A 25,233-nucleotide genomic window follows, 5' to 3' on the forward strand; every position below is an offset into this window, starting at 1 on the left:
CCCGGCCGACCGGCGCCCCCTCGCGGCGCCGGTCGGACCATTGGCCTCCCACGGTCCTATACTCGGCGGTCATGTCGATCGCCGATCCCGTCTTCCTGCTGTTCACCACCTGCCCCGACGTGGCCTGCGCCACGCGGCTGGCACATGCGCTGGTGGACGAACGGCTGGCGGCCTGCGTCACGCGCCTGGACGGGGCGCACTCGACCTACCGCTGGCAGGGCGAGGTCACCGAGGACCCTGAGGTCCAACTGTTGATCAAGACCACCGGCAGCCGCCTGGAGGCCGCGATCGCGCGCGTGCAGGCCCTGCACCCGTATGAACTCCCTGAGTGCATCGCGGTCGAAACCCGCGCCGGCCTGCCGGCGTACCTGGATTGGATTCGGGCCCAGACCCGTGAGGAAAGTGATTGATGACGCTGTTTCGTCGTGTTGCCGCGCTGTGCGCGTTGCTCGTGCTCTCCCTGCCGGCCTGGGCGGTCAGCGAAAAGGACCTGCTCCCGGTCGATGAGGCTTTCGGGCTCACCGCACAGGCGCGTGATCGCGACCGGGTGGAGATCAGCTGGAAGATCGCCCCGGGCTATTACCTGTATCGCCATCGCACCACGGTCAAGGCCGCTGCCGGCTTCGATGCCGAGGCATTGCAGTTGCCCGCCGGCAAGAAGCACCACGATGATTTCTTCGGCGAGGTGGAGACCTACCGCGAACGCCTGACCGGCGTGCTGCCGGGCAAGGCCGCCGACGGCACCGACACCGTCACGCTGGAAGTGCGCTACCAGGGCTGCGCCGATGCGGGTGTGTGCTACCCGCCGCAGAAGCGCACGCTGCAGGTGAAGCTGCCGGCCGGTGGCAGCGGCGCGGCCAGCAGCGCCCCGGCCGCCACCGGCGCTGCCGCCTCCCCGTTCAACAACCCGTTGGCCGGCAACACCGGCACCGGGCTGCGCCTGCCCGGCACCAGCAACGCCCAGGCGTTGCCGCTGCCGTCCGAGCGCGCGTTCGGCTTCGATGCGATCGTCGGCGATGGCAATACCGTGCTGCTGCGCTTCACCCCCGCGCCGGGTTACTACCTGTATCGCGACCGCACCTCGCTGGCGCTGGAAGGCGCCCCGGGCATCCGCGCGGACAAGCCGAAGTGGCCGGCCGCCCAATCCCACCGCGATGAGCACTTCGGCGACGTGGCGGTGTATTTCGACCAGGTCGACGTGCCGCTGCCCCTGCGCCGCAGCACCGCCGGTGCCTCCGATGCCACCTTGGTGATCACCTTCCAGGGCTGCCAGACCGACGGCATCTGCTACCCGCCGATGACGCGCCGGGTAAAGCTGGCGCTGCCGGCAGGCACGATCAACGCCAAGGCCGATGAGGTCGCGCAGAAGACCGAGGTCATCGCACCGCTGCCCACGCGTGACAAGCGTGCCCTGGCCCGCGGCGACGCCGGTAGCCAGCCGATGCTGATCCGCCCGAACGAACCTGCCCTGGCCGTGCCGCGCGACACCGCCGCCACGCCCGATGCGAGCGCGGACAACGCGCAGCGCACGCCGCCGCCGGTCGCACCAGCGGCCGCACCGGGCAACCTGCTGGTGCTCCTGCTGTTCGCCGTGGCCGGTGGCCTGATCCTCAACTTGATGCCGTGCGTGCTGCCGATCCTGTCGCTGAAGGTGCTGGGCGTGGCGCAGAGCGGCGAGAGCCGCCAGCGTGCGCGCAGCCATGCGCTCTGGTACACCGCCGGCGTGCTGGTCGCCTTTGCCGCCATCGGCGCGCTGGTGATCGCGCTGCGTGCGGCTGGCCAGGCCGCAGGCTGGGGCTTCCAGCTGCAGCACCCGTGGTTCATCGCCGCGCTGGTCTACCTGATGTTCGCCGTCGGCCTGAGCCTGTCGGGCGTGTTCACCCTGGGCGGCAGCATGGGCGGTGTCGGCCAGTCGCTGGCCTCGCGCAGCGGCCCGGTGGGTGATTTCTTCACCGGCGTGCTCGCCTGCGTGGTCGCCAGCCCGTGCGTGGCCCCGTTCATGGGCCCGGCGCTGGCGTATGCGTTTGCCGCCCCGGGCCTGCAGGCGATGCTGGTGTTCCTGGCACTCGGCCTGGGCCTGGCGCTGCCGTTCCTGCTGATTGGCTTCGTGCCCTCGCTGGCCCGTCGCCTGCCGCGCCCGGGCGCGTGGATGGAGACCCTCAAGCTGGTGCTGGCCTTCCCGATGTACGGCACCGCGATCTGGTTGCTGTGGGTGCTGGGCAAGCAGCGCGGCGTGGATGCGATGGCGCTGGTGCTGGGCGGCCTGGTGATCCTGTCGCTGGCGCTGTGGTGGTTCGAGCGCAGCCGCTGGCGCAGCCAGCGCGTCGCCGGCCTACTGGCCATGCTGCTGATCCTGGCCGCGCTGTATCCGGTCTGGGGCGTGACCCGCCTGGATCCGCCGGCTAAGGCCGCGCAGCCGGCCAGCGACAACGTGGTCGAGTACTCGCCGCAGATGCTTGATCGCCTGCGCCAGGACAACCGCGTGGTGTTCGTCAACATGACCGCCGACTGGTGCGTCACCTGCAAGGCCAACGAACGCGCCGTGCTCGGCACCAACGCCTTCCGCGACACCCTGCGCCGGACCAACGCGGTCTACATGCGCGGCGACTACACCAATGTCGACCCGCAGATCACCGCGTTCCTGGATGAACACAAGGCCGTCGGCGTGCCGCTGTACGTGGTCTACGGCCCCGGCGCACCGCCGACCGTGCTGCCGACCGTGCTCACCCAGGCGCTGGTGGAAGAAGCGCTGCTGCGGACCGCGCGATGAGGACGCGGCCACCACGCCGGACGGTCGTGGTGGTCGTGATCGCCGCCGTGCTCGGTATCGGCGCCGGCGTGTGGTTCCCGGGACGGGAAACCGGTCCGGCCTCTGCCCCGCCACCGCCGCGCCTGGTGGTGGCCCCGGCCCGGCCCGGCGACCCGCTGCCGGCGATCACCCTGCCGGACCTCCACGGCCAGCCGGTGGATCTGGCCCGCTTCCGCGGGCGCCCGCTGCTGATCAACGTCTGGGCCAGCTGGTGCGGACCGTGCGTGGAAGAAATGCCCGCGCTGACCGCGTTTGCCGCCGGCCAGGGTGCCGGCGGGGTGCAGGTGCTCGGGCTGGCGCTGGATACGCCCGAGGGCGTGCGCGATTTTCTGACCCGCATTCCGGTCACCTACCCGATCGTGCTCGAGACGCCCGGGCCGGCCGATGCCAGCGTGCGGCTGGGCAACGCGCAGGGCCTGCTGCCGTACTCGGTCCTGGTCGATGCGCAGGGACGGATCGTGAAACAGAAGCTGGGGCCGTTCGCGGCCGGTGAGATCGAGGCCTGGGCGAGGCACTGACGACAGTGCTGCGCATGCCGGGATTCCCGGCTCAGTCGGCCTGCTGCAGCTGATCACCCGTCCACGGGCCGAGCCGTCCGCGACCATCCATGGCGTGCTCCCGCATGGCGCCGTCCGCCTCTACGAAATGGAAGAACAGCTGACACCAGATGCCCTTGGCCAGCGGTTCACGCCAGTGCGGCACCTGCATTCCCCGGTACACCAGGGCATCACCGACATCCAGGGGAACGGCCACGTCGACGCCGTCAGACTCGACGAAGATGGGCCAGAGTCCATCGGCATTCCGGAAGCCGACCGTCATGGTGGCACTGACCTCGCACGCCCCGCGATCAACGTGTTTGCGCAACCTTGACGCGGTGGTGTAAATCCGTGCGAAAGAATAGGTCGCCAGCAGTTTCAAACCGGTCAGGGTCTCCAGCCGGGCCTGTACGGTGGGCAGCATCGCCTCGCCGAGTGCGTCGGCATATCGGTCAAGTGCCTGGACGCCCGGCTTGACCGTGTAGTAGCCAGGGCAATTGGTGAACGAGAGGTAGTACCGGAACGCGATGTCCAGGACCTCGCGGGGGATGAGTGCGGGGACGACCTCATACCCGCGCTGTTCAAAAAGGGCGGTCGCGGGGGGCGTTTCGATCGCCAGCGCCGGTTCCATCATTTCGTCCTCTCCTCTGTCAATTGAATGATTCCCTCGTGGACCTCGGCGCTGATCAGCGCTTGCCGATGGGACGCCGGCAGTTTCAGCAGCGCCTCGACAAAACCCGCCACCGCGCCCTGCTCGACCAGGTTGGCGCACTCGATGGCGATCAGCTCGCGCAGCTGCTCGCCGGTCACGGGATGCCGACTGCCGTCCAGACGACTGACGACGGAGCCCTCATGGAACGCCGTCAACCAGGCGGAAGGCCTGTGACTGATCGCGAACAGATACACCAGATGTTCCGCTTCCCGCCCGATGGCCGCGACGATCTCCTCACGCAGCTGCGGCGACTGGCAGGCGAAGGAGAATGCGTTGGTTCCGTAGATGCTGTGATACATGCCCGCGGCAGCCACGTGCTCGGAGCACCCCCACTGCCTGAGCAGCGCCGCCGTTCCCGCCAGATGCTCCAGCAACGTTCTGCCGCTGTGGGTCACATCCGCGGCACCGAGATGGTGCAGCAGCGTGGTGAGTGGCCCGGACGCGGCGGAGAGGATCGGCCTGGCCTCCATTCACTGGTCTCCCGGACGCGCCAGACGTGTCTTGATCACCACCGAGACACGCAACTCCGGACATTCACGACTGGCCGAGCGCGCCACATGCGGTGTTGCGCCGCGAAACACGATCACCCTGCCCGGCTCGGGGAGCACGGCTTTGCCAGCGCCGCCACCTTGCGGGAAGAACACGGTTTCTCCGGCCCAGTTCGCGTCCCAGGCGGCATGCGCGTAGTAGATGGTGGTGAACGCGTCCTCCTCCTCGCTGTCGGTATGGATGTACCCTTCGACACCGTAGGTGTGTCCGTTGGCGTAGACACGCACCGGGACGTGCCCTTCGAGAATGCCGGAGGCAAGCAGCCGCCACAGCCGATGGATCGGCTGGGCCTGCACGTTGGCGGCCAGTGCCGGCTCGCAGCTGAGCTGGTCGTCCTCTCCCCCACCGGCGAAATGCGCATGCCAGAATCCGTAGCGATCATGGTCCTTCACCGATTTCCAGCCGTAGGCCCAGATCGGGCGCCGGACCAGCCCGAGGATCTCCCTCCGCAACGCCAACGGCACGCTGTCTTCAAGAACCAGCACCTCGCCGTGCGCCGGCATCACGTGGGCGGGAGCAAGGCGATCGAGTTGTAGTGTCGACATCTGTTCAACTCCTTCTGCGTCATGGAGATCGATCCACGTGGATGTGCAGGTGCTCGCTCCTGCAGCCTCATGCGGGTAGTTCATCGCACCTCGCCGGCGTTACCTCGTACAGGCATCCCTGGCGCATCTCCAGCACGCGGTCGGCGATGGCGATGGTCTGGGGACGGTGCGCGATGATGATGCGGGTGATGCTCAGGGCCTGGATCGCCTCATTGATGAGGCGCTCGTTCTCCAGATCCAGATGGCTGCTGGCCTCGTCGAGAATCAGGATCCTCGGCTCGCGGTACAGCGCACGCGCGAGTATCAGGCGCTGCCGTTGTCCTCCCGACAGCGACGCGCCCAGGTCGATGACGCGGGTGTCGTAGCGAAGTGGCATGGCCATCACTTCGTCATGCATCTGGGCCAGCATCGCCGCCCTGCTCACGCGTTCCCGCGAGAATCCAGGCTCGAAGAAGGCGATGTTCTCGGCGATGGTGCCGTTGAACAACTGATCGTCCTGCAGGACGCAGGCAATCTGCTCACGCAGATGCTCGCGCCGCAGCACCTGCATCGGCCGCCCACCCAGCTCGATACGCCCCTGGTCCGGCTCCAGCAGCCCCACCAGCACTTTGGCCAAGGTCGATTTGCCACTGCCGGAGGCGCCGGTGATGGCCACGCACTCGCCACTGCCCACCACGAAACTGACGCCGGCGAGTACCAGTGGGCCATCACTGTTGTAGCGGAACTGCAGCGCATGGACGGAGAAATCGCTGCGTCCCGGGAGTGGCAGCTCATCGCCCCCCGGCGCCTGCGTCGGCCCGGACACGATATCGGCCAGACGCACGCTGTGCAGCCGCAACGTCCGCCACTGCGCGACCAGATCCAGCATCCGGATCGACCTGAGCGAGAACTGATAGGCGTAGGTGACGTAAGCGACCAGCATGCCCGCCGTGATGCTCCCGCGGATCGCCAGCCATGCGCCGAGTCCGACCGCCGCTATCCAGTGCAGGCGCAGGATCGCCTGACCCATCTCGTCCACCATCCCGCCCCACCGCTGCACGGAGGCGCTCGCCTGTGCCGCGTCGCGTGTCTTCCTGTTGTATCTGGACACCTGCTTCTCTTCGTCGCCGGCCGCCTTGATCGAGTGCACACCATGAAGGATCTCGAGCAGCTGTCCCTGCTGGGAGGACCTGGCCCGGATCGCGCGCTCGGTGCCCTCCAGCAACCGCGAAAGCGTCAGGCTTCGCAGTATTCCGTATGCCAGGCAGAAGCAGAACGTCAGCAGGGCCAACGTTGGCGAATAAGCCAGGATGATCACCAACGTCAACAGGGCGGTGACACCGTCCAGCACACCCTCGACGAACTTGTTGGTCACCACCCGCTGGATTTCTTCTATGGACGCAAAGCGCGAGTGCACGTCGCTGATGGAGCGACGCATGAAGAAAATGTACGGGAGCCGCAGAAGCCGGCTGCACACCGCGGCATTCCACGCCACCGTCAGCTCCTCGCCCAGCCGCAGCAACGTCCAGGAACGCGCCATCGATACCAGCGTCTGCAGCACTGCCGCGACCATGAACGCGGCCACCAGCATCCACAACAGTCCACTGTCGCCTGCGGGGATGATCGAGTCCGTTGAGACCTGGATGAACAATGGCGCTATCAGGGCCAGTACCTCCAGCAACAAGGCCATTCCGACCACGGCCGCGATCGTTCCGCGGCGCTGCAGCACGCCTTCGCGCAACAGTACCAGCGCGCTTCGATCGGCGGCCGGGGGGATCCGACCGAAGTCCAGACCGACCGTGGCTTCCACGACAATCCCCGTGAAACGACGATCGAACTCGCGGGACCCCACGACCATGCGCCCGACCGCAGGATCCACCAGGTGGAATCCATCATCGGCGACGCCCTCGAGCACTACGAAATGCACGACATCCCAGTGCAGGATGCAGGGCATCTTCAGCTGGGCAAGATGATCAGGCTCCGCCCGGAAGATACGTGCATCCAGGCCGAGCGATTGCGCCATGCGCACGATCTGACTGACGCTGGTCCCCCGCGACGACGGCACGAAGCGGGAGCGCATCTGCTCAAGCGTCCACGGCTGCCCGTGATGCTCCATCAACATAGCCAGGCAGGCATGCGCGCATTCAAGCATCTCCGCCTGCAGGATCACGGGGACCCGGCGACGTCGACGACTCATGAGACGCTCCACCCCTCTCTGGCTCATGAGCGATGGGTCTCGAAACGGCGCCAGGCGGGCAGCATCCAGCCGAGCAATGAGTGGCGCTGCGGCAAGGACACGCGCAGCGGTCCAGACGGCACAGGAAGGTCGGCCGGCCAGGCCAGCATGGCCCGCTGCATCCTGGCATCTCCTGGCGTGGACCACTGTGTGACCTCAAGCCGTCGACGGCTGCCTTGCCCTTCCGCAGCAGGCAATGCGATGACCAGCCAGCCGGGGCGCCCGCCTCGCGGCACATCGATCCACGGCACGGGCGCGCAGCCGGCTGCACCATCACAGGTGGACGCATCAGTCTGCAGTGACGCTGTCTGCCACCGCATCTGTGTGTGTTCGATATGGCCCAGGACCAGGACCAGCGCGGCAACAGCGAGCAGGCTGGGCAGCAGCAGCCAGGCGCCGGACGGCACCTTGGCCGAGGTGACCCGCAGCCAGTCGGCCGCCCCGGGACTGTCGAAGACCTGCCGACGCAACAGGGGCGATGACGAGGTCTCCAACGACGTGTCTTTCCTGTTCACGCCACGCCCGCCTCGAGCGTCGATGGAAGGGCTGCAGGCAACGCGCGACTTCCGGCCGCCAGCCGCGTCTGCACGTGCCGGTGGAAGCGCATGAGTGCGTCACAGTAGACGGAACGGTTGTCGAAGCCGCGGGCCCGCGTGTACCGGTGGGCGGGTTCGCCACCCGCACACACATCAGAGAACTCGCAGTCCTGGCAGGCATCCGGGACGTGGATCAGTTCGTGGACGAGCTGTTGAAGGTGGGGTTGTTGGACATAGTCCTTGAATGCGGTATCGACGACATTCAACTCCTGCTGGCTCCAGAACCAGTCGGAGGCGATCATGAAGTCGTCCTGGATGCGGACCCTGCCATCACTCAGCAGCGCAAAGCCCATCGTGATGCGGTCACGCGCGCCCCGCAGGCCGTGCTCGACCGCCAGCAGTGCGCGTACCGTGCTGGTGAACAGCGACACATCCACGCGGTTCCGGTCATGTAACAGCCAGTGATCGAACATATCGCAGAGATCCGAAGCCAGTTTGTCCAGGACCGGTGCGCCGGGTGGCATGTCTGCCGTGCGGTCGACGAACAGCAGCTTGATATGGTTGAGCCCGAGCGTGTCCACCATATGGCGGTACTGGGCCACGCCGTCGAATGTCTCGCCCATCACGGTCAGAGCCGTTACGCGGACATGCCCGGCCCGTTCGAGAGGAAGCAGGGTGTCCAGCGTGTGCCTGACCCGGTCGTAGGATCCCTTTCCCGCGTGGTCGACCCGATGCGTGTCGTGCAGTTGACGATCGCCATCGATGCTGATGCCGACGCCCATCCGCTGCTCCACGATCAGTGACAGCCATTCCCTGGACATGTGCACGCCATTGGTCTGCAGCGCGAATCCCACCTCGACCTGTCCCTCGAGGTCCTGACGGGCCTGCTCGCAGAATGCCCTGACGCGTGAAGCTTTGGCCAGCGTGGGTTCGCCGCCATGAAACCCGAAGACGACCCGGCGGACCGGGGCACTGACCAGCGCCTCACGGATGTAGCCGATCAGGTGCACCAGCAGGCCGTCGGGCATCAGCGTCGCCCGTTGATACACCTCCGCGTTCTCGTCGGTGTAGTAGTAACAGTAGGAGCACTTCAGGTTGCAGCGCTCGACCAGTTTGATGATGACGTACAGGGCGTTGATACGCATGAGCTGGCTCCGGCATCGTGCTTTCTGGCGCGTGGCGGTGACGACACGATGCCGTCACCGCCACGGGGTTCACGTCGCTGTGATCAGCTCAGCTGGTTCACCGCGGGCTCGATCGGCCCGACCTTCACCCAGCCACCGTCACCACCAAAAATGTCACGAGCTTCCATCTCGTCGAGCTCGCGCAGTACCAATTCAGACGCGGCCTTTGCGAGGTCGTTGACGTTGGTTTCGTTGCTCATCTGCAATCTCCATGTAATGTTGCCAAAGCCGGCAACGGGCATCTGCTTGCGCAGATTCCTGCCGGACGCGCGCTCCGCGCACCCGGACGTATCCTCATACAGCCAAAGATGATGGTGACCCGGCATCCAGCATCTGTCGCAGCCGTGCGCCGGCAGCGCTCAGCGCGTGGTCACGCTGCAGCGGCTGCCGACCATCCAGCGCCAGCATCAGCTGGCGGCGCGCGATGCGGCGCCGAAGCGCCCCATCGGCACCCGACCGGGCCGCAATGCAGGCAAGCACCCGGCTGACGTTGTGATGCTCGTGGGCAGAGGCCAGCGCGCGCCGGCTGGTGGTGTACCAACGTCGATGCGGAAGGTAGTGCAGCTGTTCCCTGCCCTGCTCACCGAGCGGGGTGATCATCGCGATCTGGAGCAGCTTCTGCTGCGCGGCTGCCGCGACGATCATCTCGACGTAATCCAGTGGCTCGCGCCCGCTGCGCACTGCCAGCAGTCCCGGATGGCCTGGGCTACTGAGCCCGCAGTCCCGGGCGTCGCGCGTTACCAGGACGCCATCGATGACCGTGTCGATCCAGGCCGCGTAGCTCGCAGATGCCTCGTGGATGATCTCCATGGCCTCGGTGATGCCTTGCACCGCGACGCGGAAATCGTTCCTGGACAGGTTCGGCACGGTGCCAGCACACGCCAGGGGATCGGGAAACACGCCTTCTGTGTGACCGCTTCCCACATCGACCAGATAGCGCAGCCCGCTGCCCGGGCGCCAACGGAGGACACATCGTTCCCCGCCGACCGGCGATGACAGCACGGAGAACCGCGTACCGTCGTGGCGCAACGACCAGTGACCGCGCTGCGACTCCAGTTCCAGCGTCGATGTCTCGACGCGCACCGTCGTCGTTCCGGCGACTTCCAGGCGATGGCCATCCACGTAGATCCGGCCCGGCGCGCCGAGCTCGAGCGTCACGTCGGCAGGCACCGCGTGACTTGCAACTGCTGCGATGAACTGCAGTGCCGCCAGTTGCGGGCGCGTCGTGCACAGGTGTGCCGCCATGCCCACCTCCGGCCGCCAACCTGGCCTCAGACACGCGGGCATCATTGCATCGAGGACGAGAGGATCCGTACCGGTGCGCTCAAGCATCGCCTGGATACGCCGCCGCACCTGCGTGGCGTAGCCGTGTGCCACCTGCGCGGACGCGTCGTCTGGCGGCGCATCCAGCGCCGGGAGAGCAAGGCTGGCGATCAGATCGATCATCGCCCCTCCCAGGCACCATCGCGCAGGAAGAACGTGGCAATCCACTTCTCTCCCGCCGCCAGCGGCACACCGGCATGCAACGTGAGGCTGTCCGCCGTCGCGCAGGGATACGCGAAGTAAAGCGCGTTGCCCTGCTGCGGGTAGATCTCCATCTCGACATCCGGAAAGCTGGTGGCACCGCCCTGGGCCGGCGTGTTGAGATACATGATCAGCGTCGCGACGCGTTGTCCCTGCCCTTCAGCGCGGTCGCTCGCCGGAAAGAAGTCGTGGTGGGGCGAGAAATCAGCGCCAACGCCATAGCGGACCACCTGCAGGTGCTCCATCCAGCCGGCAGGCCAATGGGTCAGGTCCGCTACCCGCGCCTGGATACGGTCAACGATGATCGACTGGCCGGGCGCTATCCAGGCCTGTTCACTGGTTCGCGCGTACAACGTGACACTACCCGCCGCGGCGTGGCCATCGCCCACCCGGACCTGCGATCGCCGCAGCAAGGGCTCGGCCAGACCGATGACCTCCGCGCACTCCGCTGCGTCAAGGAATCCGGACAGCAGGCACGCATCCGGACGCTGCCACCGCGCCTGGACGAGCAGCGTGCGATCCCCAAGCTGCAGGCGCGTCGCATGTCCGTCCGGTAGCCGGGGACGCGACGACTGCATCGCAGGCTCGCCCAGCGCATCGTTGATGGCACGATCGATGCTGCCCGGATGCCAGCCCATCCGGAGAAGATCATCCACGATCGCCGACGACGCCATGCCGGTGCCGCGCTGGGCCTGGATGTACGAGCGAACCTCATCAGCTGCGATCATTTCATCCTCCTGGAAAACGACAGTCCCTCCCACGCAGCACCTGCGTGGCCCTGCTTCATTCTGCTCGTAGCGCCAACATGGGTTTGATCTGTGCAGCACGGTAGGCAGGCAGTGCATTGGCCATCAATGCCACCAGTGAGAGCATCAGCGCCACGATCGACAGCGATACCGGATCGAACGGCGATATCCCATGCAGGCGCTCTCGCAGCAGGGCACCGAACAGCAAGGCCACGGGCAGTGCCGCCACCAATGCCCAGCCGACCATCCAGGCACCCTGCAGCAGCACACTGCGCAGGATGTCATGGCGGTTGGCGCCCAGTGCCTGGCGAACCCCGAACTCGCGCTGGCGCATGGCCACGGACTGCGCAAGCTGGGCGTAGAGCCCCACCGACGCCAGCACCAGGGTGACGCCACTCAGTATCCTGAGCAGCGCGTTGAGGCGTAGCTGATCGATGATCGTGTCCTCGATACGCTGCTCCATCGTCATCGTCTGGGTCAGCATCAGTCCCGCCTGCTGCGCCTGTTGCTGCAGTGCCTTTCCGATCCGCCCGGGATGATCGGCACGGACGACGAACTCGGCCGAGGACAAAGGCGCCTCCGGGCGCAGCAGTGGAGCCGCGTCGGGAAGATAGATGGTCGGATATTCGTCCTGCTGCGCAAGGGCGCGCTGGCGCACGCGCTCGATGACACCCACCACCACCCGGTCGACCAGTGCGCCTGTCGTGCCATCGGCGACCCGCAGGCTTCGGCCCTGCGGGTCCTGACCCGGAAAATACCGTTCGGCAAGGGCACGGTCGATCAGGGCAACCGGCGCGCCCTGCTCGGACTCGATCGCACTGAACGCGCGCCCCTGCAGGATGCGCACGCCCAGCGCACGGGGATACGCATGGCCGGTGTAGGCCAGGTACGCCTTGGGCTGCTCGCCCTGGCCACCGCCGCTGGTGACCGGTCCGGAGAAGGCTTCCAGCGTCACGTTGCGGCTCAAGGGCGCCGACGAGGTCAGCGCTACGGCACGGACCCCGGGCAGGGCCTGTACGCGTTCCGTCCAGCTCCGCGCACGCGCCCGCACGTTCTCCGCGTCTGCATCCTCGTCAGCGGCCGCATCTTCCGCACGCGCCGCCTCCCCGCCGCCGGACGTCGCGGACTGAAGCGTGCCGACCAGCAGCCCACCCCGGTTGAAGCCAACGTCTTCCTGCAGCAAGGCATCCGAGCTGCGCACCAGCAGCGCCGTACAGAACAACAGGACGAAGGTCACGCCCACCTGCAACATCACAAGCAATCGGCGCAGACGATTCACGGCCGCACTTGCCGTCTGCCCGTTTCCGGTCTGTCGCAGCACCTCGAACACGCTTTGGCCACGGAATGCCCTGCCTGCGGCGAGCAGGATCAGCAGAGCGGTTGCGCACATCACGACGATCGCCAGCAGCGTGACCAGATCCGGGCCGATCACCTGCGGGATATCCCGCGGCAGTACATCCACGCGACGCAGTCCCGCCAGGCCCAGTGGCATCAATCCCACCGCCAGCAGCGAGGCGCCCACCGCGAAGAAGGAGGACTCCATGACAATCTGCAGAAGCCGGCGCTGTCGGGTCGCTCCCACCGCCTCGAGCAGCGCCATCTCCTGGCGACGTCGGATCAGCCGCAGCACGAACAGGTTGTAGACATTCGCGGCCGTCACGGCGAACACCAGCAGCGCCGCCACCAGCATGGAAATCAGCGATCCCTGGCGGCCCTCCAGCCACAGCGAACGCAGCGGTACGGCGGTCACCTGCAGCCCGATCTGGTTTCCAATGTTGGCCAGGGTCGGCACCGCGTAGACCAGCCCCATCATCTCCGAGGCGGCGGCCAGACGGCCGTTGGAACGTGCGAGCTGCGCGATGGCCTTGAGGTTGCCGAATGATCCTGCGTTGCCCAGCGCCGTCTGCTCCTCGCTGAAGGACAGCGGCAGCCAGACGTGCCGACTGCGATCAGGAAACGCGAAGGAATCGTCCAGCACGCCAACGATGCGGTAGGCGACACCATCCAGGTACAGCTTGTGCACCTCGGTACCCAGGGGAGCATCGAAACGCGCGCGCCAGAAACGGGAAGACACCAGCGCGACCGGTTCCGCACCGGGCAGTACATCTTCACCATTGAACAGCCGGCCAGCACCCGCACGTGCACCGAGCATGCCGAACAACGCAGGCTCCGCCATCACGACATCCAGCGTGCCGGTGATGCCACCCGCAGTGTCGGCGAGGCTGACTTCCCTGGTCTGGTAGCCGGCCACCGCAGAAAGTTCACGACTCTGGCGCGCGATGGTATCCAGATAGGGGATGGACCACCCCAGGTCCATTCCCATCTTGGTCGAATAAGAGGTGAGCTGTACCAGACGCGACTGGGCCGGAAACGGCAACGGTTTCCAAAGCATGCCGTAGGCGACGGTGAATACGCAGGCTGTGATGAAGATCACCATCGCCAGCAGGGCGGTAATCAGCGCACTGGAGCCAGGGCTGCGCGTGATCCTGCGCAGCGCGACCGCAAGATCATCGCGCATCGCGGCGCAATTCCCCGGCCAGCGTCATCAGATCATGACGGCATGTCGTCTTGCTGACGCGATGCTCCGCGTTTCCTTCGCAACGTCCATTCACAGCATATTCCATCCCTGGTTCATGCGACGCGCTGCGATTCCCAACGTCAGAATCTTCGATTGCGTCACAACTCATGTCGGTAAGAACTGCGACCTGCGGACTTCCTTGATGCAGGTGTTTTTATACTTGACATGCCAATACCCCGCTGTCAAGACTAAATACTGTTCTTCTGTCTGGTACATCTGCGCGCATGGATATCGCACGTCCTGAAATGAAGCAACGGAAGCATCAGCGCAAGCGGATCGTGATTGGGGTCTCTCTTCTTTCTTTCATCGCTGTCGTCGGCGGCGTCGTCGCCCTCACTTCTTCCCACCCCTCCGTGCGGCGTTCGGACATCGTCATCGATACGGTTCGTCAGGGTGAATTCGTGCGATCGGTACGCGGCCCTGGCAAGCTGGTCTCCAGCCAGATGCGTTGGGTGGTGGCCAAGACCGATGCCAGTATCGAGCGCCTGCTGGTCCGCCCCGGTGCCAACGTCAGCGCCGACACCGACATCATCGAGATGACCAATCCCGAGGTCATGGACAGGCTGCTGGTGGCCACTGCCGAGCACGCTGCGGCGCAAGGCGATCATGCCGCTCTCCAGGCGCGGCTGCAGGGCGAACTGCTGCAGTCGAAGTCGGAACTCTCCAGCACCGAAGGCGAACGCGACTCGCTGCAGGTGGAGGAACAGGCAGCGCGGCGCGCATTGGAAAAAGGCGTGTTGGCGGAGGTCGAATACAAGAAGATCGCCATCAAGCTCCGACAGTATGAACAGGCATTGGGCATTGCCAGGGAGCGGGTGGCGCAATCGGCGTCCAGCATCGGCTCGCAGCTCACCGCGAGCCGGGCCCGCGTGCAGCAGCTGGAGAGCACTGCCCAGCTTCGGCAGGCCGAAGCAGATGGCCTGCGTGTCAAAGCCGGCATGGAGGGTGTGGTCCAGCAGATCACGGTGGAAGAAGGCCAGCGCGTTGCTTCGGGCGTCAACATCGCGCGTATTGCCCGCCCGGGCGAACTGATTGCCGAGCTGAGAATTCCCGAGTCCCAGGCCGCCGATCTCGCTGCCGGGCAGTCGGCGACGCTGGAGATCGGACGCACCAACGTGCCCGGAAAGGTCAGGCGCGTGAATCCGGCGGTCGAAAAAGGCACCATCCTGGTAGAAGTGGACCTTGCCGGCGCGTTGCCGTCCGGTACGCGCGCGGAGCAGTCCGTGGATGGCGTAATCACCACCGACCGCATTGCCGGAACATTGTTCGTCAATCGACCCGTCAACATTCATCCCGGCAGCACCAATCCCATCTATCGCCTGAGCGGAAACGGGGCGGCAAGCCGGGTGGAGGTACGCTTCGGCAAAGATTCGGTCAACGAGGTGCAGGTGCTTGACGGCCTGAAGCAGGGCGATCAGATCGTGCTGTCGGATATGAGCGAGTTCTCCGATTCGAACGAGGTGTCCATCCAGTGAACGCCCTGCCCGACACTGTTCCCTTGGCCGTGGCTGAGCGTCCGCTGCTGCTGTTGCGCGACATCTGCAAGACCTTCCTGACCGACGAGGTCCAGACGAACGCGTTGTCGAGCGTTGATTTCCACGTTGATCGTGGCGAGTTCGTCAGCATCACCGGACCCTCGGGCTGTGGAAAATCCACCCTGATGTCCATTCTGGGCACGTTGGACGTACCTACCTCCGGCCGTTATCTCCTGGATGGCGTGGAAGTGGAGGAACTCGATGAGATCGAGCGCGCCTGGGTACGCAGTCGGCAGATCGGGTTCATCTTCCAGGCCTTCAACCTGATCGGTGACCTGAGCATTCTCGAGAACGTCGAGGTCCCGTTGACCTACCGCGACGATATCCCGAAATCGAAGCGGCGCGGGATGGCCATCGCCGCGCTGGAACGGGTGGGCATGGGCCACCGCGGCATGCACTTCCCGGCGCAGCTGTCCGGCGGCCAACAGCAGCGGGTTGCGGTCGCACGTGCGTTGGTCGGCAGCCCTTCGATCCTGCTCGCCGACGAGCCGACCGGCAACCTCGACTCGCACAACGGCGAGGCCGTCATGCAGCTCCTGGAAGAGCTCCATGCTGCAGGTTCCACCATCTGCATGGTGACCCACGATCCCCGCTACTCTGCGCGCGCGCAACGCGAGGTCTACATGCTTGATGGCCGCATCGGCCAGCGACCACCGCGCGAGGCGTGATGCTTACCCGAACCAGCGACGCAGATAGCGCGCGGTCGCGCCCTGCGCGGCACGGCTGACCTGCGCGGGGATGCCTTCGGCCACGATCCGGCCACCCTCTTCGCCTGCACCCGGTCCCACATCGATCACCCAGTCCGCGTCGGCGACCACGCGCAGGTCATGCTCGACCACCACGACGGTATTGCCGGCATCGACCAGCCCGTGCAGCTGCGTCATCAACTTGTCCACGTCGGCCGGATGCAGACCGGTGGTCGGCTCGTCCAGCACATACAGGCTGTTGCCGTGCTGGCTGCGCTGCAGCTCGGTGGCCAGTTTGATGCGCTGCGCCTCGCCACCGGACAGTTCCGTCGCCGGCTGGCCCAGGCGCAGATAGCCCAGGCCGATATCCCGCAGCAGCTGCAGCGGACGCTGCACGGGCGGCTCGTCGGCGAAGAAGGCCAACGCCTCCTCGACCGTCATCGCCAGCACCTGCGCGATGTTGCGGCCGTTCCACTGCACCTCCAGCGTCTTGGCGTTGTAGCGCTGGCCATGACAGGTGGGGCATGGCGCGTAGACGCTGGGCATGAACAGCAGTTCGACATGGACGAAGCCTTCGCCCTCGCAGGTCTCGCAGCGCCCGGCGGCGACGTTGAACGAGAAACGACCCACGCTGTAGCGGCGCGCCTTGGCCGCGCGCGTGCTGGCGAACAGCTTGCGCACATGATCGAACAGGCCCGTATAGGTGGCCAGATTGGAGCGCGGCGTGCGCCCGATCGGCTTCTGATCAACGTTGACCAGACGCTTGATCGCCTTGGCGCCGTTCAACCGGCCGCGGGTACGTTCGATGCGGCTGGGCTGCGGCAGTTCGCTGTCGTTTTCCTCGATCACCGGCTCCTGCCCCAGGTGTTCGCCGACCAGCTCGACCAGGGCCTGGCTCACCAGGCTGGACTTGCCCGAGCCGGACACGCCGGTCACCGCCGTGAACGCGCCCAGCGGAAAGCGCGCGTCCACGCCATGCAGATTGTTGCGATGGATGCCCTGCAGGCCCAGCCAACCGGACGGCGCCCGCGGCGTGCGGCGTGGTCCGTGATCGTCCTCGAACAGATACGGCGCGGTCACCGAGGCCTTGATGGCGCGCAGGCCTTCGGGGGGCCCGCTGTAGAGCACCTGGCCGCCGTGCTGGCCTGCGCCCGGGCCGACGTCCACCAGCCAGTCCGCGCGGCGCAGCATCTCCAGATCATGCTCGACCACGAACAAGGTATTGCCGCCGGCCTTGAGCTGCGCCAATGCGTCATACAAGGCCTCGCCGTCGGCCGGATGCAGGCCGGCAGTCGGCTCATCCAGCACGTACACCACCCCGAACAGACTGGAGCGGATCTGCGTGGCCAGGCGCAGGCGCTGCAGCTCGCCCGGCGACAACGTCGGGGTGGCGCGATCCATCGACAGATAGCCCAGGCCGAGCGACTGCAGCGTGCCGATCCGCTCGACCAGATCATGCGCGATGCGCTGGGCGGCGATGCGTTTCTCCTCGGACAGATCCGGCGTGCGGCGTACGTCGCTGCCGCCGGCATGCGCGTTGCCGCCGGCCGCCACGCGCTTGGCGGTGGCCTGGCGGCCGGCGCTGCGGCTGCGCGTGGCCGTGGCCTTGGGCGCGTCGAAGTGGCCTTCGGCGGCTGGCCGCAGTGCCTGTGCCATGGCGCTCAGCGGCAGCTGTGACAGGGTGCCGATGTCCATGCCGGCGAACGTCACCGACAGTGCCTCGCGCTTCAATCGACGGCCATCGCAGACCGGGCATTGCGCGCCGATCATGTAGCGCGCCACGCGTTTTTTCATCATCGCGCTCTGCGTGGTCGCAAACGTATGCAGCACGTAACGGCGCGCCCCGCTGAAGGTGCCCATGTAGCTGGGCTCTTCCTTGCGGCGGAGGGCCGCGCGGGTTTCGGCCGGGGTAAAGCCGGCATAGACCGGCACCACCGGTTGTTCCTCGGTGAACAGGATCCAGTCGCGCTGCTTCTTGGGCAGATCGCGCCAGGGCACATCCACGTCGTAGCCGAGCGTCACCAGGATGTCGCGCTGGTTCTGCCCGTGCCACGCCGGCGGCCATGCGGCGATGGCGCGTTCGCGGATGCTCAGCGACGGATCGGGCACCATCGACTGTTCGGTGACTTCATAGACGTAGCCCAGGCCATGACAGTTCGGGCACGCCCCCTGCGGCGTATTCGGCGAGAAATCCTCGGCGTACAACATGGGCTGCCGTGCCGGATAGGTACCGGCACGCGAGTACAGCATCCGCAGCAGGCTGGACAGGGTGGTGACGCTGCCGACGCTGGAGCGCACGCTGGCGGTGCCGCGCTGCTGCTGCAGGGCCACGGCCGGCGGCAGGCCTTCGATGGCATCCACATCCGGCACGCCGACCTGGTCGATCAACCGGCGCGCATAGGGCGACAAGGATTCCAGGTAACGCCGCTGCGCCTCGGCGTAGAGCGTGCCGAAGGCCAACGAGGATTTCCCCGAACCGGAAATGCCGGAGAACACCACCAGCGCATCGCGTGGAATGTCGACATCCACGTTCTTGAGGTTGTGTTCGCGTGCGCCCCGGACCCGCACGAAGGCATCCGGGGCAGTGCTGGGCGACGGGCGGCGCGTGCGCGTGGATGTCTTCATAGGTGAAGAATAGCGAACCACAGCACTGGCTCACCGACGGTGAAGACCGGTGAGCACCGCGTCGACGCGACGGTCAGGCTACCGCCGACATGCGCTCCCCTGGCGCCGGGCTCACCATGAACGCATCGACGGCGTCGCCCAGCACGGTCGCCTGCCGTTCCAGCGCGCGGGCCGAGGCGGAGGCCTCTTCGACCAGCGCGGCATTCTGCTGGGTGCTGCCGTCCATCTGCAGCAGGGTCCGGCTCACCTGCTCGATGCCCACCGTCTGCTGCTGCGAGGCCGCTGAAATACTGGCCATGATCGCGGTGACCCGCTGCACGCTGCCGACGATCTCGCCCATGGTCGCGCCCGCGCTGTCGACCTGCCGGGTGCCGGCGTCGACCTTCTCGACCGACGCCTCGATCAGCTGCTTGATCTGGCGCGCGGCATCGGCGCTGCGCTGTGCGAGCAGGCGCACTTCGCTGGCGACCACCGCGAAGCTGCGCCCCTGCTCGCCCGCGCGTGCCGCTTCCACGGCGGCGTTCAGGGCCAGGATGTTGGTCTGGAACGCGATCCCGTCAATAACCCCGGTGATCTCTCCGATCCGGCGCGAGGACAGCGCGATCTCGGCCATGGTGGTCACCACCTGCGCGACCGATTCACCGCCGCGGGCTGCGACCTCGGCGGCGCGGATCGCCAGCAGGTTCGCCTGCTGCGCCGAGTCCGCGTTCTGCCGCACGGTGGCGGAGAGTTCTTCCATCGAGGAGGCGGTCTCTTCCAGGTGTGCCGCCTGGCGCTCGGTGCGGTCGGACAGATCATGGTTGCCCGCGACGATCTCACCGGAAGCGGCGTTGATCGCCAGCGAGGCCTGCTGGATGCGCGCGACGATGTCCGTGAGCTGGCTGACCGTCGCATTGGCATCGTCGCGCAACCGCGCGAACACGCCGTGGAAGTCGCCCTGCATGCGCACGCGCAGATCCCCCTGCGCCAGCGCCGAGAGCAGGCCCTGCACGCCGGACAGGTTGCTCTGGAAGGTATCGAGCAGGTGGTTGATGCTCAGCGCCAGGGTCTTCACGAAACCCTGTTTGCCCTCCACTGCGATCCGCCCATGCAGATCGCCGCGGGCGGCCGCATCGACCAGCGCGGCCACTTCATTCTCCACCGTGGTTTCCAGCGCGCGGCTGCGCCACTCCACGGCAGCACCGAGCAGGTGGTCGTGCTCCACGATCGGGGTGATCACCAACTGGTAGCGGATCCCCGCGTGCTCGATCTCCCGGCTGGCACGCTGGCCGCGCTGCAGCGTGGGTAGCAAGGTGGCGAAAACCGGATGCAGGGCGGCAGCGGGTTGGCCGCTCCAGTCCTCCTGCACCCGTTGCAGTTCGGTGAGCAACGCCTGGTTGAGGAAGCCGATCCGCCCTTCGCCATCGAGCACCATCACCCCGGTCTGCGCACTGTCCAGCGCCTGGCGGGCGCGGGTGTTGTCGCGCGCCACGGCGCGCTCGGCCTCGATCCGCTCGCGCAGGCGCTGCTGCATGTGGCGCAGGCGCGTAGCGAGCTGGCCGATCTCGTCGTGCGGATTGTGGATGGTCAGCACGGTGTCGAGACGATCCTCGGCGATGTCCTCGGCGAAGCGCAGCGTATCGGCGATCGGCCGACGAACCGCGCGCAGCACCAGCAGCAGCGTTGCGATCAACACCACCGCCACCAGCAGCAGGGTCAGCGCGAACACGATGCCCATGGTGCTGGCACGCGCGGCCTGCCGCTCGCGCGCCGCCGCCAGGGCCTGCGTCTGTGCCTGCTGCAGCGCCTGGAGACCGGGGCCGATCTGGGCGGCGGTCTCGGCCAGTGACTGCGCCTCCACATCCAGCCCGATACGGGCGGCGGTGTAGGCCAGCAGCGCGCCCTGGTAGGCATCCATCTGCGTCCGCAACGCCTCCTGCGCTTCTACGCCCAGGCGCGCGTCGGCCAAGGACAGATCGAACGGCAGCTTCTGCTCGCTGGCGCGATCGGTATGCGCCGAATCCCCAGTGAGCAGCAGCAGGCTCTCCTCGCGGCGCATCTTCTGCAGCTGTGCGATCAGCACGGGACGCGCGCTTGCCTCCACGGTAGCTTCCAGCGATGCAGCCGCTGCCTCAAGTTGCGCGCGCAGGCCGGCGTCGCCGCGCCCCATTTCGTCCACACGGGTGTTGAGGGCCGCGATGCCTTCCGCGAAGTCACCGGCGCGGGCGGACACCTCGCGCAGCGCATCGGCGCTGCCGGCGTCGTGGGGATCGCGCTGCAGCTGGGTCAGGGTCGCCTGCAGGCGCTGCTGCGCCGCCTGCAACGCCTCGCGGTCGGCGTCATCGAAGGTGGCGGCATAGCGGGTCTGCAGCCGCCGTGCATCGGCGATCTCGGTGGCCAGCGTCGCGGCCAGCGCCGCCTCCTGCTGGTGCGCGGCGAACGCCTCGGCCGCACGCTCGGTATCATGGCGCGTCCAGCCGTACGCCATCGCTACCGCGAACAGGCCCAGGCAGCAGATCAGCAGACTGGCCGTCAGTTTCCGTGCGACGCTGAGACGGCCGAGCGCGCCAAGCCGGCGCAGGGGGGACAAGCGGACTCGATAGCGGTCACCCAGGCGGGTGACGAACAACGACAGGCGGCGGGGGACGGCCGACATCACGTACTCCAGGCGGAAGGACGCATCTGTATCGGCGGGTTCGCGGTGAACTTTAGCGCCGATCTCAGCGCGCGCCCCTGGCCTCGCCGGAGGCTCCCGTTGTAGGGGAGCCAGACGACGAAGTGATGACGATCCGGCGACGAGCGCCGTACGACGGCTGGCCACCTTGGCGGGGCGCGCGGCGGTCCGGGGCACATGAACGTGCGACAGTGCAGGAAGGGACAGCACCTTCACGGCGATTGCGTTGAACTAGCACTGGGATCGCGGCCGGGGCCGCTGCAGGACCGGGTGAGCCCTCTACCGCACATCAGGTTGATCACGACGCTTGACGCCATACCGCACGGAGAGAGACCGCCATGAATGCCGCCTTCAAGATCTTTCTGCTCGCCGGTGCACTGCTGTACGGCCTGCCGGGGCTGGTGTGGTGGGTGAACCATCGGCGGGCAAAGCGCGCCCGATTGGCCCAAGGCGGGGTCAGCGTCGAGGCCCGCGCGCCATGAGCGGCGGCACCGGTACGAACGCGGCAACCCACCTGACAGAAGAGCAGCGGCAGATCCTGCGCGACATCAACGCCACGCGTCCGGTCAGCGATGAAGCGGCCAACTGGGCCGTCAAGGCCGGCTATGCGGCCCAGGCGGAAGATGGCGACATCGACCTGACCCAGGCCGGCCGCCAGCGGGTGGACTCCAGCACCCTGTAACGGGCCGGGGCCCATGTGCACTCTGCCGTGCCCCGTACGTCATCCTTCCGAATGACACTTGAAGGGCCCCCCGCCCCGTGCGAAAAGTGGTGCCCACTCTGGCCCGATGGAAGCAGGCACCCCGATGAGGCACTCCCCCGCTGCGTTCGCCGTCGTGCTCGTGGCTGCCGGCATGCTCGCACCCCTGTCAGCGCACGCTGGCGAGGAAGCCGTGGACGCAGCCGCCCTCACGCGCACCGTCACCGCGCTGGATGATCAGGTCTTCGACGCTTACAACCGCTGCGACCTGGATACCTTCGCCGGCTACTTTTCGCCGACCGTCGAGTTCTATCACGACAGTGGCGGGGCCACCTTCGATCGCGACACGGTGGTATCCAACACCCGGAACTACATTTGCCACAAGGTCCGCCGCGAACGGGTTCCGGGGACGCTCAAGGTGTACCCGATCAAGGATTTCGGCGCGATCGAGGAAGGCGAGCACCGCTTCTGCGAGGTCGCGACCGGCAACTGCGAAGGCAGCGCGAAGTTCGTGATGGTCTGGCAGCACAAGGACGGGCAATGGCAGCTCACCCGGGTGCTCAGCTACGGCCATCGCGCGTTGACCGAGGCTGAGAAGGCGGCGCTGGAGACGACGGGAACAAGGTAGTGCCTGAGCGGCCAGCAATGCATACCGCCACTGCCGCAACCGCGAAGCCGCCGGTGAGCCAGAGATTGGCGGTCAGGCCGAGCCGATCCAGCGCCTGACCGCCCAGCCACGCGCCGGATGCGATCCCGACATTGAAGGCACCGACATACAGTGCGGAGGCGACTTCGACCGCCCCCGGCGCCGCCTTCATCATCCACGTCATCAAGCCCACCGACACCCCGCCGTAGGCCAACCCCCACGCCAGCAGCGCCATGGCACCGCCCAGGCGCGAATCGCCGATGGACAGGAACAGCAACGGCGCCAGCACCAGACCCGCTGCGATCAACGACACCGTCAGTCGGGTACGTCGTGCCGCCACGATACCGGCCAGGAAATTGCCGGCCATGCCTGCGGCGCCGTAGCCGAACAACAACGGCCCGACCCAGCGCGCGTCGAACCCCGGGACGGACAGCAGCAGCGGCCGAACGAAGGTAAAGGCGATGAAGTGTCCCACGACCAGCAGGAAGGTCAGCATCAACCCACGCTGCAGCGCGCGGTTGCCCAGTTGATGACCGAACTGGCGCAGGGTCGTCGTGCCGGACGGCGGCAGCCCGGGCATGACGGCCAGATGCAGGGCGAGCACGGCGGCACCCAACAGCGCCATGCTGCCGAACGCCCAACGCCATCCCAACAGCTCCCCGATCAGCGCGCCGAGTGGAACGCCCAGCACGGAAGCAGCCGCCACGCCGCCAAAGATGAGCGATGTGGCCAGGCCGACCGATCGGGTTGCCACCAGCCGCACCGCCAGGCCGCCGGCAATCGCCCAGATGCCTCCCATGCACAGCCCGACCAGCACGCGGGCCGCCAGCATCCAGCCCAACGTGGGTGCGAAGGCCGCGCCCAGGTTCGCGATCACCAGCAGGCCCAGCAGCGCGCACAGCAGCGAGCGCCGATCCAGTCCGCCCGCGCTGATCACCACCAGCGGTGCGAACAGCGCGGCCAGCAGGGCGGGCAGCGAGATCATCAGGCCCGCGGTGCCGGTGCTCGTGTCCAGCGCCTCGGCGATCGGGGTCAGCAGGCCGACCGGCAGCATCTCCGTGGTGACGACCGAGAAGGTCGCCAGGCTCACCGCGGTGACCGCCCACCACGGGTGGCGGGGTGTCGATGGCGCGTGCGCCTGCATCAGCAGATCTCCAGGGTGCGTGAATCGCGCGGACGCAACACGCCGTGCGCGATCGCCGCCGCCAGCAGCACCGCGCCTCCTGCACACAGCGCCACCAGGTACCCAGCACGCGGCCCGTGTGCATCCACCCCGTAGCCGGAGATCGCGGCGCCCAGCGCCACGCCCACGTTCAGCGCCGCCAGCAGCCAGGTCATGCCCTCGGTGAGCTGGCGCGGCGGCACCTGCTGCTCGGTCAACGACATCGCCACGATCATGGTCGGGGCGAAGAACACGCCCGCCACGAAGACCGTCACGGCCAGCGCGCCGATGCTTCCCACCAGCAGCAGAGGCAACGTGGTCACCGCAGTCGCGATCCCGGCCAGCAGCAGCAGGCGGCGCAGGGGGGTCCGCAGGGTGAGCGCACCGAACAGCACGCCGGCCAGGCAGGAGCCGGCGGCATACGCGCACAGCACGATGCTGGCGGCAGCGGGCTGCCCCAGGTGTGCGGCGAAGGCGACGCTGACGATATCGACGGTGCCGACGATCACGCCCATGGCGACCATCAGCACGGCCAGCCACCGCACGCCGGGCAGACGGATGACGGGCGCCGCAGGCGCGGCATTCCGTCGTGCTGCTTCGACGGGGGGCTCGGTCCTGCGCTGCGCGATCAGCGCAAACGCACCGATCGGCAGCAGCAGGGCCGCGGCAAGCACACCCGCCTGCGGCAGCACGGCGACCGCCAGGCCGACCGACAGCGGCGGCCCGGCGATGAAGGTGACTTCATCGAACACGGTTTCCAGCGCGTACGCCGTCTGCAGCTGCGGTTGCCCGCGGTAGATCGCGGTCCAGCGCGCCCGCACCATCGCCGACATGCTGGGCATGGCGCCGGCCAGCACTGCGCCGAAGAACAGCAGTGCGGCCGGCGCCGCCCACCACGATGCGCCAAGCAGGAGCAGCAGGCCGAACACGCTGACGCCGGTAGCCACCGGCAACACCCGGCGCTGCCCGTGCCGGTCCACCAGGCGGGAGACCTGCGGTGACAGCACCGCGTAGGTCAGCACGAACGTGGCCGCCACCGCGCCGGCCAGCGCATAGCTGCCGCGCACCTGGGCGAGCAGCGTGATGATGCCGATGCCGGTCATCGGCAAAGGCAGCCGCGCCAGCAGGCCCGCCAAGGCGAAGCCCGTGCTGCCCGGGGCCGAGAACAGCGCGCGATAAGGGTGGGTCATGGGTTGGTTCACCCGGTTTCTTCCAATTTACATACACATCGTATGTTTAAAATCCTATATACATACGCTCCGGATGTAAACAAGCGTCCGGGGGGGGGGGGG

22 protein-coding genes are annotated in these 25,233 nt (G+C 67.1%); 8 read left to right on the forward strand and 14 right to left on the reverse strand.

Annotation, left to right across the window (positions count from 1 at the left end; translation table 11 throughout):
- The first annotated feature begins 71 nt into the window (after positions 1–71).
- Genes cutA through AB9O74_RS11660 form a run of 3 tightly spaced genes read left to right on the forward strand, consistent with a single transcriptional unit; the run spans position 72 to position 3,327 of the window.
- Positions 72–410 (forward strand): divalent-cation tolerance protein CutA, encoded by a 339-nt coding sequence (gene cutA / locus AB9O74_RS11650; RefSeq protein WP_346489049.1) that lies wholly within the window; start codon positions 72–74, stop codon positions 408–410.
- Positions 410–2,770 (forward strand): protein-disulfide reductase DsbD domain-containing protein, encoded by a 2,361-nt coding sequence (locus AB9O74_RS11655; protein ID WP_369349398.1) that lies wholly within the window; start codon positions 410–412, stop codon positions 2,768–2,770. Before cutA ends, AB9O74_RS11655 begins: the two co-directional genes overlap by 1 nt.
- Positions 2,767–3,327, forward strand: a complete 561-nt coding sequence (locus AB9O74_RS11660) for a TlpA family protein disulfide reductase (protein WP_369349399.1) — start codon at positions 2,767–2,769, stop codon at positions 3,325–3,327. The genes AB9O74_RS11655 and AB9O74_RS11660 overlap by 4 nt, the downstream gene beginning before the upstream one ends.
- Positions 3,328–3,358: 31 nt before the next feature.
- On the opposite strand, the gene AB9O74_RS11665 is transcribed toward AB9O74_RS11660, so the two are convergent.
- The 10 genes from AB9O74_RS11665 to AB9O74_RS11710 form a co-directional block, all read right to left on the reverse strand.
- Complete coding sequence (locus tag AB9O74_RS11665; RefSeq protein WP_319210658.1) at positions 3,359–3,976, reverse strand: hypothetical protein; 618 nt, start codon at positions 3,974–3,976, stop codon at positions 3,359–3,361.
- Positions 3,976–4,527, reverse strand: coding sequence for a DUF6817 domain-containing protein (locus AB9O74_RS11670; protein WP_369349400.1), 552 nt, complete (start codon positions 4,525–4,527; stop codon positions 3,976–3,978). The genes AB9O74_RS11665 and AB9O74_RS11670 overlap by 1 nt, the downstream gene beginning before the upstream one ends.
- Positions 4,528–5,151, reverse strand: coding sequence for a hypothetical protein (locus tag AB9O74_RS11675; protein WP_176988033.1), 624 nt, complete (start codon positions 5,149–5,151; stop codon positions 4,528–4,530).
- A 67-nt stretch (positions 5,152–5,218) separates the two neighbouring features.
- The gene (locus AB9O74_RS11680; RefSeq protein WP_369349401.1) at positions 5,219–7,354 is read right to left on the reverse strand and encodes a peptidase domain-containing ABC transporter; all 2,136 of its coding nucleotides are present in this window, start codon (positions 7,352–7,354) and stop codon (positions 5,219–5,221) included.
- A complete protein-coding gene (locus AB9O74_RS11685; protein WP_369349402.1) occupies positions 7,351–7,881 on the reverse strand; it encodes a hypothetical protein in 531 nt (176 codons plus the stop codon). Before AB9O74_RS11685 ends, AB9O74_RS11680 begins: the two co-directional genes overlap by 4 nt.
- On the reverse strand, positions 7,878–9,047 hold the full coding sequence (locus tag AB9O74_RS11690) for a radical SAM protein (RefSeq protein ID WP_369349403.1): 1,170 nt from the start codon (positions 9,045–9,047) through the stop codon (positions 7,878–7,880). The genes AB9O74_RS11685 and AB9O74_RS11690 overlap by 4 nt, the downstream gene beginning before the upstream one ends.
- 83 nt (positions 9,048–9,130) lie before the next feature.
- Positions 9,131–9,286, reverse strand: a complete 156-nt coding sequence (locus tag AB9O74_RS11695; RefSeq protein ID WP_176988029.1) for a hypothetical protein — start codon at positions 9,284–9,286, stop codon at positions 9,131–9,133.
- 94 nt (positions 9,287–9,380) lie between these two features.
- Positions 9,381–10,532, reverse strand: coding sequence for a hypothetical protein (locus AB9O74_RS11700; RefSeq protein WP_369349404.1), 1,152 nt, complete (start codon positions 10,530–10,532; stop codon positions 9,381–9,383).
- Positions 10,529–11,338 (reverse strand): prolyl hydroxylase family protein, encoded by an 810-nt coding sequence (locus AB9O74_RS11705; protein WP_369349405.1) that lies wholly within the window; start codon positions 11,336–11,338, stop codon positions 10,529–10,531. Before AB9O74_RS11705 ends, AB9O74_RS11700 begins: the two co-directional genes overlap by 4 nt.
- Positions 11,339–11,393: 55 nt before the next feature.
- Positions 11,394–13,874: an ABC transporter permease gene (locus tag AB9O74_RS11710; RefSeq protein ID WP_369349406.1), complete on the reverse strand. Its 2,481-nt coding sequence runs from the start codon at positions 13,872–13,874 to the stop codon at positions 11,394–11,396.
- A 284-nt stretch (positions 13,875–14,158) separates the two neighbouring features.
- Here AB9O74_RS11710 and AB9O74_RS11715 point away from each other — a divergent pair, with 284 nt between their 5' ends.
- Together AB9O74_RS11715 and AB9O74_RS11720 are read left to right on the forward strand one after the other, a co-directional pair.
- Positions 14,159–15,409, forward strand: coding sequence for an efflux RND transporter periplasmic adaptor subunit (locus AB9O74_RS11715; protein ID WP_369349407.1), 1,251 nt, complete (start codon positions 14,159–14,161; stop codon positions 15,407–15,409).
- Positions 15,406–16,137, forward strand: a complete 732-nt coding sequence (locus tag AB9O74_RS11720) for an ABC transporter ATP-binding protein (RefSeq protein WP_369349408.1) — start codon at positions 15,406–15,408, stop codon at positions 16,135–16,137. The genes AB9O74_RS11715 and AB9O74_RS11720 overlap by 4 nt, the downstream gene beginning before the upstream one ends.
- 3 nt (positions 16,138–16,140) lie before the next feature.
- Here AB9O74_RS11720 and AB9O74_RS11725 read toward each other — a convergent pair whose 3' ends face one another.
- Together AB9O74_RS11725 and AB9O74_RS11730 are read right to left on the reverse strand one after the other, a co-directional pair.
- On the reverse strand, positions 16,141–18,780 hold the full coding sequence (locus tag AB9O74_RS11725; protein ID WP_369349409.1) for an excinuclease ABC subunit A: 2,640 nt from the start codon (positions 18,778–18,780) through the stop codon (positions 16,141–16,143).
- Between the two features lie 73 nt (positions 18,781–18,853).
- Positions 18,854–21,415 carry a methyl-accepting chemotaxis protein gene (locus AB9O74_RS11730; RefSeq protein WP_369349410.1) on the reverse strand — a complete coding sequence of 854 codons (2,562 nt, stop codon included), beginning with the start codon at positions 21,413–21,415 and terminating at the stop codon, positions 18,854–18,856.
- A gap of 356 nt (positions 21,416–21,771) precedes the next feature.
- Here AB9O74_RS11730 and AB9O74_RS11735 point away from each other — a divergent pair, with 356 nt between their 5' ends.
- The 3 genes from AB9O74_RS11735 to AB9O74_RS11745 all read left to right on the forward strand — a co-directional run bounded on the left by AB9O74_RS11735 (position 21,772) and on the right by AB9O74_RS11745 (position 22,761).
- A complete protein-coding gene (locus AB9O74_RS11735; RefSeq protein ID WP_176988022.1) occupies positions 21,772–21,915 on the forward strand; it encodes a hypothetical protein in 144 nt (47 codons plus the stop codon).
- The gene (locus tag AB9O74_RS11740) at positions 21,912–22,115 is read left to right on the forward strand and encodes a hypothetical protein (RefSeq protein WP_176988021.1); all 204 of its coding nucleotides are present in this window, start codon (positions 21,912–21,914) and stop codon (positions 22,113–22,115) included. The genes AB9O74_RS11735 and AB9O74_RS11740 overlap by 4 nt, the downstream gene beginning before the upstream one ends.
- A gap of 124 nt (positions 22,116–22,239) precedes the next feature.
- Positions 22,240–22,761: a nuclear transport factor 2 family protein gene (locus tag AB9O74_RS11745; RefSeq protein WP_369349411.1), complete on the forward strand. Its 522-nt coding sequence runs from the start codon at positions 22,240–22,242 to the stop codon at positions 22,759–22,761.
- Here AB9O74_RS11745 and AB9O74_RS11750 read toward each other — a convergent pair.
- A complete protein-coding gene (locus AB9O74_RS11750) occupies positions 22,694–23,923 on the reverse strand; it encodes an MFS transporter (RefSeq protein ID WP_369349412.1) in 1,230 nt (409 codons plus the stop codon). The genes AB9O74_RS11745 and AB9O74_RS11750 overlap by 68 nt on opposite strands.
- Positions 23,923–25,131 (reverse strand): MFS transporter, encoded by a 1,209-nt coding sequence (locus tag AB9O74_RS11755; protein ID WP_369349413.1) that lies wholly within the window; start codon positions 25,129–25,131, stop codon positions 23,923–23,925. The genes AB9O74_RS11750 and AB9O74_RS11755 overlap by 1 nt, the downstream gene beginning before the upstream one ends.
- Between the last annotated feature and the right edge of the window lie 102 nt (positions 25,132–25,233).

This window comes from Stenotrophomonas sp. JAG2, assembly GCF_041080745.1.
Taxonomy (GTDB): domain Bacteria; phylum Pseudomonadota; class Gammaproteobacteria; order Xanthomonadales; family Xanthomonadaceae; genus Stenotrophomonas; species Stenotrophomonas maltophilia_AA.

Coding starts and splice junctions, on each gene's coding strand:
- cutA (WP_346489049.1), top strand. CDS start 72: ATGTCGATCGCCGATCCCGTCTTCCTGCTGTTCACCACCTGCCCCGAC.
- AB9O74_RS11655 (WP_369349398.1), top strand. CDS start 410: ATGACGCTGTTTCGTCGTGTTGCCGCGCTGTGCGCGTTGCTCGTGCTC.
- AB9O74_RS11660 (WP_369349399.1), top strand. CDS start 2,767: ATGAGGACGCGGCCACCACGCCGGACGGTCGTGGTGGTCGTGATCGCC.
- AB9O74_RS11665 (WP_319210658.1), bottom strand. CDS start 3,976: ATGGAACCGGCGCTGGCGATCGAAACGCCCCCCGCGACCGCCCTTTTT.
- AB9O74_RS11670 (WP_369349400.1), bottom strand. CDS start 4,527: ATGGAGGCCAGGCCGATCCTCTCCGCCGCGTCCGGGCCACTCACCACG.
- AB9O74_RS11675 (WP_176988033.1), bottom strand. CDS start 5,151: ATGTCGACACTACAACTCGATCGCCTTGCTCCCGCCCACGTGATGCCG.
- AB9O74_RS11680 (WP_369349401.1), bottom strand. CDS start 7,354: ATGAGCCAGAGAGGGGTGGAGCGTCTCATGAGTCGTCGACGTCGCCGG.
- AB9O74_RS11690 (WP_369349403.1), bottom strand. CDS start 9,047: ATGCGTATCAACGCCCTGTACGTCATCATCAAACTGGTCGAGCGCTGC.
- AB9O74_RS11695 (WP_176988029.1), bottom strand. CDS start 9,286: ATGAGCAACGAAACCAACGTCAACGACCTCGCAAAGGCCGCGTCTGAA.
- AB9O74_RS11700 (WP_369349404.1), bottom strand. CDS start 10,532: ATGATCGATCTGATCGCCAGCCTTGCTCTCCCGGCGCTGGATGCGCCG.
- AB9O74_RS11705 (WP_369349405.1), bottom strand. CDS start 11,338: ATGATCGCAGCTGATGAGGTTCGCTCGTACATCCAGGCCCAGCGCGGC.
- AB9O74_RS11710 (WP_369349406.1), bottom strand. CDS start 13,874: ATGCGCGATGATCTTGCGGTCGCGCTGCGCAGGATCACGCGCAGCCCT.
- AB9O74_RS11715 (WP_369349407.1), top strand. CDS start 14,159: ATGGATATCGCACGTCCTGAAATGAAGCAACGGAAGCATCAGCGCAAG.
- AB9O74_RS11725 (WP_369349409.1), bottom strand. CDS start 18,780: ATGAAGACATCCACGCGCACGCGCCGCCCGTCGCCCAGCACTGCCCCG.
- AB9O74_RS11730 (WP_369349410.1), bottom strand. CDS start 21,415: ATGTCGGCCGTCCCCCGCCGCCTGTCGTTGTTCGTCACCCGCCTGGGT.
- AB9O74_RS11735 (WP_176988022.1), top strand. CDS start 21,772: ATGAATGCCGCCTTCAAGATCTTTCTGCTCGCCGGTGCACTGCTGTAC.
- AB9O74_RS11740 (WP_176988021.1), top strand. CDS start 21,912: ATGAGCGGCGGCACCGGTACGAACGCGGCAACCCACCTGACAGAAGAG.
- AB9O74_RS11745 (WP_369349411.1), top strand. CDS start 22,240: ATGAGGCACTCCCCCGCTGCGTTCGCCGTCGTGCTCGTGGCTGCCGGC.
- AB9O74_RS11750 (WP_369349412.1), bottom strand. CDS start 23,923: ATGCAGGCGCACGCGCCATCGACACCCCGCCACCCGTGGTGGGCGGTC.
- AB9O74_RS11755 (WP_369349413.1), bottom strand. CDS start 25,131: ATGACCCACCCTTATCGCGCGCTGTTCTCGGCCCCGGGCAGCACGGGC.